The organism is Pseudomonas sp. KU26590 (genome assembly GCF_026153515.1).
Taxonomy (GTDB): Bacteria; Pseudomonadota; Gammaproteobacteria; order Pseudomonadales; family Pseudomonadaceae; genus Aquipseudomonas.
Genome location: NZ_CP110644.1, coordinates 2,128,474 through 2,140,661, shown reverse-complemented (window position 1 = coordinate 2,140,661; position 12,188 = coordinate 2,128,474). Strand labels below are relative to the sequence as shown.

Below are 12,188 nucleotides of genomic sequence, written 5' to 3'. Positions count from 1 at the left end.
CAGCATCTCCCCCAAGTGCCAGCGTTGGCAAGGACACCAACGGACAGCGTGTCTTTGTTTTACTCCTAATGGTCTTAACCCGGATTCACCCCCCAGAAGCCGGGTTTTTTTTGCGTGCGATTTGGTGAGCATCAGAGGCTTGCCAGGGGAGGATCAGCCTTTGACGCGCGCCAGCGGGAACAGCCGCTTGAAGTTCTCGCTGGTCTGCTCGGCAAAACGCTCGTAGGTCTCGCCGCGCAACATCGCCAGAAACTCGGCCACTTCACGCACGTACTGCGGCAGGTTGGGCTTGCCCCGATACGGGATCGGCGCCAGGTACGGTGAGTCGGTCTCGACCAGCAGCCGGTCGGCGGGCACTTTGCTGGCGACATCCCGCAGTGCATCGGCGTTGCGGAAGGTGACGATGCCGGACAGCGAGATATAGAAACCCAGATCCAGCGCGGCCCTGGCCATGTCCCAGTCTTCGGTGAAGCAATGCAGCACGCCGGCCTGAGGCAACGCGGCTTCGCGCAACAGCTCCAGCGTGTCGGCGCGCGCGCCGCGGGTGTGGACGATCACCGGCTTGCCGGTCACGTTGGCCGCTTGCAGATGTAGCCGGAACGAGGCCTGTTGCAACTCGGCCGCCTCAGGCTCGTAGTGATAATCCAGACCGGTTTCGCCGATGGCCACGACGCGCGGATGATTCAGCTCGCCCAGCAGCCACTCCAGCGCAGGCGCCTCCCCGGGCTTGAGGTCCAGCGGGTGAATGCCGACCGAGCAATCAACGTCGTTGTAACGGTCTGCAAGCGCCTTCACGGCACCGGCGTTTTCGGCGCTGACGCCGATGCACAGAAAGTGCCCGACGCCCCGCTCTCTCGCCGCTTGCAGGGCGTTGTCGAGGGAGCCGTCGTGGGCGCTGAGGTCGAGGCTGTCAAGGTGGCAATGGGAATCTACAAGCATGGCGGCGGGGCAACTTACATCGTATGGGTAGGACGGTCGGACTTAAGTGCTCCGGCCAGGTAGTTTTCAATCATGTTGCGCGCGGTGTTGTCGCCATCATTGAACTGCACCCCAACGCCAGCGGCGCGGTTTCCCTGAGCGCCCTTCGGCGTGATCCAGGTGACCTTGCCCGCGACCGGAATCTTTTCGGGCTCGTCCATCAGGTTGAGCAACATGAACACTTCATCGCCCAGCTTGTAGCTTTTGCTGGTGGGAATGAACAGGCCGCCGTTTTTAATGAACGGCATGTACGCGGCGTACAGGACGGACTTGTCCTTGATGGTCAGGGACAGGATGCCGTTACGTGGACCTGGACTCAGTGGCACGCTCATCTCGTTTCCTCAGGCAATGCATGATGTCATGCAGATGGCCAGTCTAACCCTGTCCGGTCAGGCCTGCCCACTGCACCAATAATGCTTCGAGCAACAAAACCCGGTTGAGGTTCGCTTTTGACATGACCTTCTGGCGCTGCAGCAGCACCCAGTCCTGAATCGCCAGCACATTGCGCTGGGACGATTTCTGCGCAAGATACTGCACGACCTTGCGCATGTCGGCCAGGCCAAGGCCCTCTTCGTCCTGGGTCAGTTGATAGCGCAGGATCAGGCTCGACCAGTCGCAGAACCAGTCGAACAGCAACAACAGCGGGATGTCTTTCCAGCCTTCGGCCAGCTGGGTCGGCGATTGCTGGCCCTTGAGCAGCTTTTTAACGCCGTCCACCACCAGCGCTCGTTGCTCATGCACACCCTGGGCCTGCAACTTGACCGCGACCAATGGCGAACCGGCCGCGAGGGTCAGCAGCTCGACGCGTTCCTGCTCGGTGCAATCAGGCAGTGCATCGGCCAGCCAGGCGATACTCATCTCATCGCTGGGCAGCGGACACGCCTGCTGCACGCAACGGCTCTTCACCGTGGGCAACAGCCGACTTGGCTGATGGCTGACCAGCAGCAGAATGGTGTTGCCCGACGGCTCTTCCAGACTTTTCAGCAGGGCGTTGGCGGCGTTGATGTTCATCGACTCGACCGGCTCGATCAGCACCACCTTGCGCCCGCCCATCTGCGCAGTCTGCACCACGAAACTGACCAGATCGCGCACCTGATCGACTTTGATGGCCTTGTCCGCCTCTTCAGGCTCCAGCACGTAATGATCAGGATGACTGCCGGCCGCCAGCAGCGAGCAGGATTTGCATTGGCCGCACGCTTCAAGGCCGGTCGGGCGTTGGCATAGCAGCAAGTACATCAAACGCTCGGCCAGCGCCCGCTTGCCGATACCGGCCGGGCCGTGCAGCAAATACGCGTGAGCATGCTGCTTGCGGCCTGCCAGTTGCTGCCACAGGCCGTGCTGCCAGGGATAGGCCTCAGCCATGCCGGCGCGCAGCCATCAAAGCGATCAGGTCGGGAATCAGCAGGTCGAGAGACGCTTGCACATCAGTCAGCGGCAGCGAAGCGTCCACCACGCGATAACGCTCGGGGGCCGCGGCTGCGCGGGACAGGTAGGTGCTGCGCACGGCGTCGAAAAACGCTCGGCCCTCTTGCTCGAAACGGTCCAGCTGACCACGCGCAGATGCGCGGGCCAGGCCGATCTCGATGGGCAGATCGAACACCAGCGTCAGATCCGGACGCAGCGCGCCCTGGACGAAATCTTCCAGCACGGCGATGCGCTCGATGGGCAGGCCACGGCCACCTCCCTGGTACGCGTACGTGGCATCGGTGAATCGGTCGCAAAGCACCACCGCACCCCGGGCCAGCGCCGGGCGAATCAGCGCGGCGAGGTGTTGCGCGCGGGCGGCAAACATCAGCAGCAGCTCGGTATCGACGAACATCTGCTCGTCACCGGGCGTCAACAGCAACTCGCGAATGCGCTCGGCCAGCGGCGTACCGCCAGGCTCGCGGGTCAGGACGACATCAATGCCCTCACTGCGCAGGCGCTCGGCGAGGTAGTCGCGGTTAGTGCTTTTGCCCGCGCCTTCGGGGCCTTCCAGGGTAATAAACAAACCGGTCACGGGCAGTCCTTGGTCAGATTCATGGCGAGTGTGCTCGCGGTTGTCATTTGCCGGGGTCATTGGCTGGGGCCGCGGGATCTGGGGCGTCCGTCTGCGGTTTCGTCGGCTGTTCGCTCGCGCCCGGCTCTTTGCCCTTGCGCTCTTCAGGCTTGGACTCTTCAGGCTTGGACTCTTTCGGCTGCGCACCAGTACCTTGTGGATTTGGGGACTGCTGCACGGATGCGGGCGTATCCACGGCATCCACAGGCTGCGCCGGTACAACCACAGGCGCAGGACTGGACCGGTAATCCGCGCGACGCTTGAGCTGGAACTCCTTGACCGCCGCGTTGTGCGCATCCAGATCGGCGGAGAATACGTGACTGCCGTCCCCTCTCGCCACGAAGTACAGGCTGTTGCCGGCCACCGGGTGCATCGCCGCATGGATCGCTTCACGCCCGACCATGGAGATCGGTGTCGGCGGCAAACCGGAGATGACATAGGTGTTGTACGGCGTAGGCTCTTTCAGCAAAGCCCGGGTGATCTTGCCGTTGTACCGCTCGCCGAGGCCGTAAATGACCGTCGGGTCGGTCTGCAACAACATGCCCTGATGCAAGCGGCGCACGAACACGCCAGCAATCTGGCCGCGTTCCTGGGGCACGCCGGTTTCCTTTTCCACCAGCGACGCCATGATCAGCGCCTGGTAAGGATCGGTGTACGGCACATCGGCAGCGCGTTGGTCCCATTCTTCCTGAAGCACTTCATCCAGGCGGTTGTAGGCTTGTTTGAGCAGCTCGACGTCGGTCATGCCGCGCACGTAGCGATAGGTGTCGGGGAAAAACCGGCCTTCCGGAAAGACGTCCGGATGCCCCAGCCTGGTCATGAGTTCGGTGTCGCTGAGGTCGCTCGCCGTTTGCTCCAGCTTGACCTGCTTGGCCAGCGCCGCGCGCACCTGACGGAATGTCCAGCCTTCCACCAGGGTGACGCTGTACTGCACCACTTCACCTTTTTGCCAGAGATCGAGCAGAGACTCGGCGCTCATGCCGGGCGCCATCCGGTATTCGCCACTGTGCAGCGACTGGCTCTGCAGATTGAAGCGCCAGTACAGCCGCAGCCAGAACGCGTCCTTGATGACGCCGTCGGCCTGCAGCCGATTCAGCACGCCGGTTGGCGAAGAGCCCGTCGGCACATCCAGCAGTTTTTCCTGGGTCAGATTGAGGGACTGTTGCAGCGCGCTGTTCTGCTGCCAATAAGCCCCACCCAGCAAGAGCCCCGCCAGAACCACACCTGTTTCCAGCAAGACGAGTAATTTTCGGATCACAAATCAGATATCCAGAAGCCCGCGAACAAGGTGTTGGAGTTTACGGGTCAGCGGCCCAACCGGCCAGTTCAGATGCTCGACGCCGCGCACCGGCCAGATGCCGTACACGCTGTTGCAGACAAACACCTCATCGGCCTTTTGCAAGTCGGACATCTGCAGATCCAGCTCGCGGGCCGGCATGTTCTCGCGCTCGGCCAGCGCCAGGATCTCGGCCCGCATCACACCGGCCACGCCACAGCGGCGCAGGTCCGGCGTCAGCAACACCCCGCCCTTGACCATAAACAGATTGCTGTAGACCCCTTCGACGATGCGCCCCGACACGTCTCGCATCAGCCCTTCGGCATATTCGGCACTTTGCCATTCCCCACGGGCCAGCACTTGCTCAAGGCGATTGAGGTGCTTGAGCCCGGCCAACAGCGGCTGCTCGGCGAGGCGGGTCTGACAGGCGAACAGTTTGACGCCCTGCTCTGCATGACCTTCGGGATAAGCCGGCAGCGGACCCGCCTGGAGGATGCGTCGCGGTAGCGCATCAGTCGCGGGCGCATAGCCACGCACGCCGTCGCCACGGGTGACGATGAGTTTCATCACACCTTCACCCAACTGAGCGGCGAAGCGGCGGCATTCCTCCTCGACCAGCGCCAGATCGAGGTTCAACGCCAAGCGCTGCGCACCCAACACCAGACGCTGCACATGACGCGGGAAGAGCACTGGCTGCCCGGCCTTGACGAGGACGGTCTCGAACAGACCATCGCCGTACGCCAACCCCCGATCCTTGACGGCAAGGGAGTCAGCTGCAAGGCCATCGATCCAGCTCACGATCATTCGGCGTACCGGCGGAAGACCAACGAACCGTTGGTGCCACCAAAACCGAAGGAGTTGGAGATCACCACGTCGATCGGCATTTTGCGCGGCTCATGGGGAACGAAGTCCAGGTCGCAGCCTTCGTCCGGCTCGTCGAGGTTGATCGTCGGTGGCGCGACCTGATCCTTGATCGCCAGCACACTGAAAATCGCTTCGATCGCCCCGGCAGCGCCCAGCAGGTGGCCCGTCATCGACTTGGTCGAACTGACGGCCAGCTTGTAGGCGTGCTCGCCGAACACCTTCTTGATGGCGCTGACTTCAGCCAGATCGCCCGCAGGCGTGGAGGTGCCGTGGGCGTTGATGTACTGCACCTCGTCCGGACGGATCTTGGCGTCGCGCAGGGCATTGGTGATACAGCGCGCGGCACCGGCGCCATCATCCGGCGGCGAGGTCATGTGAAACGCATCGCCGCTCATGCCGAAGCCGATCAGTTCGGCGTAAATGGTCGCGCCCCGCGCTTTGGCGTGCTCGAGTTCTTCGAGGACCATGGCGCCGGCACCGTTGGACAGCACGAAGCCGTCGCGGCCCTTGTCCCACGGACGGCTGGCACGCGCCGGCTCATCGTTGCGGGTAGACAGCGCGCGCGAGGCGCCAAAACCGCCCATGCCCAGGCCGCAGGCGGCCATTTCAGCGCCGCCGGCAATCATTACGTCGGCTTCGTCGTAGGCGATGTTGCGCGCGGCCATGCCGATGCAATGCGTGCTCGTGGTGCAAGCGGTGGCGATCGCGTAGTTGGGGCCCTGTGCGCCGAGGTGGATAGACAGGAACCCGGAAATCATGTTGATGATCGACCCCGGCACGAAGAACGGGGAGATCTTGCCTGGCCCCTGCTCATGCATCAGCCGGCTGGTGTTTTCGATATTGGTGAGGCCCCCGATGCCCGATCCCATCGCCACGCCAACGCGCTCGCGATTGGTGTCGTCGATCTTGATACCGGAGTTGCGCACGGCCTGAAAGCTGGCAGCCAGCCCGTACTGGATGAACAGATCGAGTCTGCGGGCCTCTTTGGCCGACAGGTATTCCTCGACGTTGAATCCCTTCACCGAACCGCCAAAGCGGGTCGTGTATTGGGACAGGTCCGTGTGTTCGATAGGCCCAATGCCACTCTGGCCAGCCAGAATGCCTTGCCAGGTGCTCGGGACATCCGTGCCCAAAGGCGTCAGCATACCCATACCGGTGACCACGACGCGTCTACGCGACACAGGACTCTCCTTTCTTCTATTAATGAAACGCTGCCCTATTCAAAGAAAAAACCGCACGCCAGGGGCAGTGCGGTTTCTCCAGGACAGCAAACTACGATTACAAAATCTTACGCCTGGTGGGCAGTAACGTAATCGATAGCCGCTTGAACAGTGGTGATCTTCTCGGCTTCTTCGTCAGGGATTTCGGTCTCGAATTCCTCTTCCAGAGCCATTACCAGCTCAACGGTATCAAGGGAGTCGGCACCCAGGTCTTCAACGAAGGAAGCACTGTTGGTGACTTCCTCTTCCTTGACGCCAAGTTGTTCGGCAACGATTTTCTTGACGCGCTCTTCGATGGTGCTCATACCGTGTTTTAACTCCTAGTGGACAAATTCAGGCAGCTGGCCGATGGGTAAGTGTATAGAAGAGGTTTTGCGCATTTCAAGCTAAACGCAATTCCCGCTACGCCCAACGCCCCTCTGCCCCTTAAAAGATTTCAGCTTTATAACGGATTTTAGACAGCCCGTATGACATTTTTTCGATACGACCGGTCACATGTACATGCCGCCGTTAACGGGGATTGTAGCCCCGGTAACGTAGCCTGCACCTTCTGAGGCAAGAAAAGCGACAACGTGCGCGATCTCTTCTGCCTGCCCCAGTCGGCCCAGAGGAATCTGTGCCGTCAGGGAGTCACGTTGCGCTTCCGGCAGCTCGCGCGTCATGTCGGTGTCGATGAAACCCGGCGTTACCGAGTTGACCGTCACTGCGCGCGACCCGACTTCACGTGCCAGGGCACGGCTGAAGCCTTCCAGACCCGCCTTGGCGGCTGCGTAGTTTACTTGACCTGCGTTGCCCATGGCACCCACCACCGAACCAATGCTGATGATCCGGCCCCAACGCGCCTTGGTCATCCCGCGCAGAACGCCCTTGGACAGGCGAAACAGACTGTTCAGGTTGGTGTTGATGACGTCATGCCACTCGTCATCCTTCATCCGCATGATCAGGTTGTCACGGGTGATACCGGCGTTGTTGACCAGGATCAACGGCGCGCCGACGCGTTCGGTAATCTGCGCCAGCACACTGGCAACGGACTCGTTACTGCCTACGTCCAGCGCCAGGCCGAAGCCTTCGATGCCGTTTTCCTTGAAATAAGCGGTGATCTTCTCGGCGCCGGCCTCGGACGTCGCCGTGCCCACGACGATGGCGCCGTTACGACCCAGTTCAAGGGCGATCGCCCGGCCAATGCCGCGGCTCGCGCCGGTGACAAGTGCAACTTTACCCTGACTCATGCAGGCGTCTCCTAATCAGGCCAGCGCCGCACGAGCGGCGGCGAAGGCGTCTGGGGTATTGAGGTTGTGGGTGGCCACGCCATCGGCGCAACGCTTGTTCAATCCGGCGAGCACCTTGCCCGGGCCGCACTCGACCAGTTGCAGGGCGCCCTGGGCCGCCAGGGTCTGGATCGATTCGACCCAACGCACCGGCTTGTAGAGCTGCTGCAGCAGGTCGGCTTTCAGCGTCTCGAGGTCGGACACGACACTCGCGGTGACGTTCTGCACCAGCGGGATCTGCGGCACCTGCCAGTCAATGGCAGCGATCGACTCGGCGAAGCGTTCGGCCGCCGGCCGCATCAGCTCGCAATGGGAAGGCACGCTCACCGGCAACGGCAAGGCACGCTTGGCGCCCTTGGCTTTACAGACTTCGATGGCGCGCTCCACGGCGGCCCTGGCACCTGCAATCACGACCTGGCCGGGCGAATTGAAATTCACCGCGCTGACCACCTCGCCCTGAGCCGCTTCGGCACAGGCAGCAATGACCACCGCATCGTCCAGACCCAGAATGGCCGCCATGCCGCCCTGCCCCGCAGGCACGGCGTCCTGCATCAACTGACCACGGCGCTCGACCAGCTTCACCGCGTCTGTGAGGGTCAGGCTGCCGGCCGCAACCAGCGCGCTGTACTCACCCAGACTGTGACCGGCGACATACGCCGGGCGCGCGCCGCCTTCCGCCAGCCACAGACGCCACAAGGCAATCGATGCGGTGAGGATGGCAGGCTGGGTTTTATCGGTCTGATTGAGGCGCTCTTCCGGTCCCTGCTGAGTCAGCGCCCAGAGGTCGTAGCCCAGAGCAGCGGAAGCTTCTTTGAACGTCTCCAGCACCAGCGGGTTCTGCGCGCCCAGCTCGGCCAGCATGCCGAGGGACTGCGAGCCTTGGCCCGGAAAGACAAATGCGACGGAAGCAGACATTAACAAGCCCCTGATTATTCTCGTCAAAATGAGCGTCCGGCGGGCCGAACGCGAGGTAATTCAATGTGTTGCGATGGACAATTGGATGACCATGCGGTCACAGGCGTCACATTCTAGCCCAAGACGCGCATTGAAGCCCTACAGCAGATCCTCAAGACGACCGCGCAGGCGCTGCGGCAGGTTTTCCTGTATCTCGATCAGCGCCCGCTGTATCGCGCTCTGGAAACCCTGCGCATCGGCCGAACCATGGCTCTTCACCACGATGCCCTGCAGACCGAGAAAGCTGGCGCCGTTGTGCCGCGCGGGCGCCAGATCGGCCTTGAGCCTGCCGAGCACGGGCCTTGCCATCAAACCCACCACTCGCGACAGCACATTGCGGCGAAACAGTCGCTCGATGCGCTCGCCAATCATCAATGCCAGGCCTTCGCTGGACTTCAGCAGCACATTACCGACGAAGCCGTCGCAGACCACGACATCCGCCTCACCCCGATACAGCCCATCGCCTTCGACAAAACCGATGTAGTTCAGCCCCGGCGCAGCCTGCAACAGACTGGCCGCCAGCTTGACCTGCTGATTGCCCTTGATGTCTTCGGTGCCGACGTTCAACAGTGCGACTCTGGGTCGCACCACCCCCAGCGTCTCCGCCGCCACCGAACCCATCACGGCGAACTGGTACAGCTGCCCGGCGGTGCAATCCACGTTCGCACCCAGATCCAGCAACTGGCAATAACCGCGCTGCGTGGGAATCGCTGCCACCATAGCCGGGCGGTCGATGCCCGGCAGGGTTTTCAGCACAAATCGGGACAGCGCCATCAAGGCACCGGTATTGCCTGCGCTGACACAGGCGTGGGCCTTTCCTTCGGAGAGAAGCCCCAACGCGACGCGCATCGACGAATCAGGCTTGCCACGCAGCGCCTGGGACGGACGCTCATCCATGGTGATGATTTCACTGGCGTGCACAACGTGCAGGCGCGAGCGATCGACACCAGAGTGGCGTGCGATGAGTTCTTCAAGAAGGGAGGCTTGACCGACGAGGGTCAGGTGTAACGAGGGAGTAGCAAGCAGGCAGGCAATGCTGGCCTGAACAATGTTGCGGGGACCGAAGTCCCCGCCCATTGCGTCGATCGCGATGACCGGAGCAGACAAGAAATTACTCGTCAGCGCCCTTGTCGATCACTTTACGGCCACGGTATACGCCTTCTGGCGATACGTGGTGACGCAGGTGAACTTCACCGGTGGTTTTTTCTACAGACAGAGTGCTAGCCTCGAGAGCGTCGTGCGAACGACGCATGTCACGGGCAGAGCGGGATTTTTTGTTCTGCTGAACAGCCATAATTGATTAACTCCTAAACGTTTGGGTCACGCTTTAACTGCGCCAATACACTGAACGGGTTGGACCGCGTTACCTCGTCCTCGCTCGGTTCGGACTCATTAAGGTCCGCCGGCGGCTGGCATTCTTTCGGATCATGAGTTGGAACAATGGGCAAGGCGAGCAGAAGCTCATCCTCGATCAAAGCCAGCAGATCCATGGGATCTTCGCCGAGTTCCAGCACGTCATAGCCTTTCGGCATCGACTGGGTGTTTGCACCCTCCTTCACCACGGCATAACTGCATTCGCTGTGGATCGGAAAGGTGACCAGCTCAAGACAACGCTGGCAAACCATTTTGACTTCGACGTCAATTTCGCTGTGGATAACCACAGCCCGTTGCTCGTCTCGCTCAAAAACGAATTTCGCCTGCACCGTACCGAGATTGTCAGCAAGCGGGTCGCAGAGTCTCTCCAAATCAGCCAGCAGCATCTCTCCCTGAAGAGTAGTGCCACGATCAGCTAATTTGCGCGGGTCAACGTGAGGTGGAATCGGGTCATTCAACATAGGCGCAGCATTCTAGGGACGACCCTTGCGACTGTCAAAGGAAATTCAGGCCTGTTCGTAACCTGAGCCGCTGATTACACTCGATTTTCATGTTTCGGAGCCACCCATGCTGCCTCTACTGCTTGCTTCCAGCTCGCCCTACCGCCGCCAATTGCTCGATCGCCTGCGCTTGCCATTCGTCTGCGCGTCCCCCGACATCGATGAAAGCCGTCGGCCAAACGAGCCGGCAATCGATCTTGTGACCCGCCTGGCGCGCGAGAAAGCCATGGCATTGGCTGAACAATTCCCCGACCACCTGATTATCGGTTCAGACCAGGTGGCAGTGCTGGGCGAGCAGATCCTCGGCAAGCCGCACAGCTTCGAGCGCGCCCTCGAACAGCTCAAGGCAAGCAGCGGCAACAGCGTCAGCTTCCTGACCGGCCTTGCGCTCTTCAACAGCCGTACAGGCGAGTGCCAGGTTGATTGCGTGCCTTTCACCGTGCACATGCGTCAGCTGGACGACGCCCGCATCAGCCGCTACCTGCACGCCGAGCAACCCTATGACTGCGCGGGCAGCTTCAAGGCTGAGGGACTGGGCGTCAGCCTGTTCCGCAGCACCGAAGGCCCGGATGCGACCAGCCTGATCGGCCTTCCTTTAATAAGGCTGGTGGACATGCTGATGAACGAAGGCATCGAGCTGCCCTGATCTCGATAAAGAAACAGATGCGAAAAACCCGACCAATGGCCGGGTTTTTCATCACGCATGAAGCTGAAGCGATCAGCGCAGGGACGGCCCGTTGAAGCCTGCCCACATCGCGATCTGCTCGGCGACGCTGGCGCCCATCTTTTTGGAGAAACGATCGAACGGCGACTCTTTAACCGTGTAATCGACCATGTCTTTCTCGCCAATGATGTCGCGCGCCACGTAGCTGGCACTGCCAAGCCCATCGATCAGACCCAGACCCACCGCCTGTTCGCCTGTCCAGACCAGACCCGAGAACAGCTCCGGATGGTCCTTGTCTTTCAGGCGATCACCGCGACCCGCTTTCACGCTGGCGATGAACTGGTTGTGGGTGGTGTCCAGAACACCCTGCCAGAACGCAGTCTCGTCAGGCTTTGGCGGCTGGAACGGGTCAAGGAACGCCTTGTGCTCGCCCGACGTGTAGGTACGACGGTCAACACCCAGTTTCTCCATCGTGCCGACGAAACCGAAACCGGCCGCCGTGACACCGATCGACCCCACCAGACTGGCCTTGTCGGCGTAGATCTGGTCGGCGGCGCTGGCGATGTAATACGCACCGGACGCGCCGAGATCAGTGATCACCGCGTACACCTTGATGTTCGGCTTCTGCGCGCGCAGCCGGCGGATTTCATCGTAGATGTAGCCCGATTGCACCGGACTGCCGCCCGGGCTGTTGATGCGCAGAATCACCCCCTTGGTTTTTTCGTCTTCGAACGCTGCCCGCAAGCTGCCAACGATGTTGTCGGCACTGGCCGCCTCGGTGTCGGCGATCATGCCCTTCACTTCAATCAGCGCCGTGTGGCTGGTGCTGCGGGAGGCGCCCTTGCCAAAATCCATCAGCGGCGAGAACAGCGCCAGTGCGCCGAACAGATAAAGAAAGGTCAGGGATTTGAAGAAGATCCCCCAGCGCCGCGACCGACGCTGCTCCTGCACGCTGGCGAGCAGGGTCTTTTCCAGTAGTTTCCAGCTTTTTGCATCGCCTGCGTCGTCGCGCTCTGGCGAAGACGGAGATTTCCATTCGTCCGACATAGATC

Annotated in this window: 15 protein-coding genes; 1 reads left to right on the top strand and 14 read right to left on the bottom strand. The window is 61.3% G+C overall.

The window, feature by feature from the left end; translation table 11 throughout:
* Positions 1-153 precede the first annotated feature (153 nt).
* From OKW98_RS09670 to OKW98_RS09610, 13 genes are all read right to left on the bottom strand, one after another.
* On the bottom strand, positions 154-939 hold the full coding sequence (locus OKW98_RS09670) for a TatD family hydrolase (protein ID WP_265388951.1): 786 nt from the start codon (positions 937-939) through the stop codon (positions 154-156).
* A gap of 14 nt (positions 940-953) precedes the next feature.
* Positions 954-1,310 carry a PilZ domain-containing protein gene (locus OKW98_RS09665; protein ID WP_037011754.1) on the bottom strand — a complete coding sequence of 119 codons (357 nt, stop codon included), beginning with the start codon at positions 1,308-1,310 and terminating at the stop codon, positions 954-956.
* A gap of 43 nt (positions 1,311-1,353) precedes the next feature.
* On the bottom strand, positions 1,354-2,340 hold the full coding sequence (locus OKW98_RS09660) for a DNA polymerase III subunit delta' (RefSeq protein ID WP_265388950.1): 987 nt from the start codon (positions 2,338-2,340) through the stop codon (positions 1,354-1,356).
* Positions 2,333-2,977, bottom strand: coding sequence for a dTMP kinase (gene tmk / locus OKW98_RS09655; protein WP_265388949.1), 645 nt, complete (start codon positions 2,975-2,977; stop codon positions 2,333-2,335). The genes OKW98_RS09660 and tmk overlap by 8 nt, the downstream gene beginning before the upstream one ends.
* Positions 2,978-3,020: 43 nt before the next feature.
* On the bottom strand, positions 3,021-4,274 hold the full coding sequence (gene mltG, locus OKW98_RS09650; protein ID WP_265388948.1) for an endolytic transglycosylase MltG: 1,254 nt from the start codon (positions 4,272-4,274) through the stop codon (positions 3,021-3,023).
* 3 nt (positions 4,275-4,277) lie between these two features.
* The gene (gene pabC / locus OKW98_RS09645) at positions 4,278-5,093 is read right to left on the bottom strand and encodes an aminodeoxychorismate lyase (RefSeq protein WP_265389694.1); all 816 of its coding nucleotides are present in this window, start codon (positions 5,091-5,093) and stop codon (positions 4,278-4,280) included.
* Positions 5,093-6,337 (bottom strand): beta-ketoacyl-ACP synthase II, encoded by a 1,245-nt coding sequence (gene fabF, locus OKW98_RS09640; protein ID WP_265388947.1) that lies wholly within the window; start codon positions 6,335-6,337, stop codon positions 5,093-5,095. Before fabF ends, pabC begins: the two co-directional genes overlap by 1 nt.
* Positions 6,338-6,444: 107 nt before the next feature.
* Positions 6,445-6,681, bottom strand: a complete 237-nt coding sequence (gene acpP, locus OKW98_RS09635; RefSeq protein ID WP_016973676.1) for an acyl carrier protein — start codon at positions 6,679-6,681, stop codon at positions 6,445-6,447.
* Positions 6,682-6,867: 186 nt separating this feature from the next.
* Positions 6,868-7,605 (bottom strand): 3-oxoacyl-ACP reductase FabG, encoded by a 738-nt coding sequence (gene fabG / locus OKW98_RS09630; protein WP_265388946.1) that lies wholly within the window; start codon positions 7,603-7,605, stop codon positions 6,868-6,870.
* 15 nt (positions 7,606-7,620) lie between these two features.
* Entirely contained in the window at positions 7,621-8,559 is a 939-nt protein-coding gene (fabD, locus tag OKW98_RS09625; RefSeq protein WP_265388945.1) for an ACP S-malonyltransferase, read from the bottom strand.
* A gap of 138 nt (positions 8,560-8,697) precedes the next feature.
* Positions 8,698-9,705, bottom strand: a complete 1,008-nt coding sequence (gene plsX / locus OKW98_RS09620) for a phosphate acyltransferase PlsX (RefSeq protein WP_265388944.1) — start codon at positions 9,703-9,705, stop codon at positions 8,698-8,700.
* 4 nt (positions 9,706-9,709) lie between these two features.
* The gene (rpmF, locus tag OKW98_RS09615; protein WP_003179396.1) at positions 9,710-9,892 is read right to left on the bottom strand and encodes a 50S ribosomal protein L32; all 183 of its coding nucleotides are present in this window, start codon (positions 9,890-9,892) and stop codon (positions 9,710-9,712) included.
* Positions 9,893-9,905: 13 nt separating this feature from the next.
* Positions 9,906-10,433, bottom strand: a complete 528-nt coding sequence (locus OKW98_RS09610; protein WP_133777399.1) for a YceD family protein — start codon at positions 10,431-10,433, stop codon at positions 9,906-9,908.
* 106 nt (positions 10,434-10,539) lie between these two features.
* Here OKW98_RS09610 and OKW98_RS09605 point away from each other — a divergent pair, with 106 nt between their 5' ends.
* On the top strand, positions 10,540-11,118 hold the full coding sequence (locus OKW98_RS09605; protein ID WP_265388943.1) for a Maf family protein: 579 nt from the start codon (positions 10,540-10,542) through the stop codon (positions 11,116-11,118).
* 72 nt (positions 11,119-11,190) lie between these two features.
* Here OKW98_RS09605 and OKW98_RS09600 read toward each other — a convergent pair whose 3' ends face one another.
* Positions 11,191-12,183 carry a S49 family peptidase gene (locus tag OKW98_RS09600; RefSeq protein ID WP_265388942.1) on the bottom strand — a complete coding sequence of 331 codons (993 nt, stop codon included), beginning with the start codon at positions 12,181-12,183 and terminating at the stop codon, positions 11,191-11,193.
* Between the last annotated feature and the right edge of the window lie 5 nt (positions 12,184-12,188).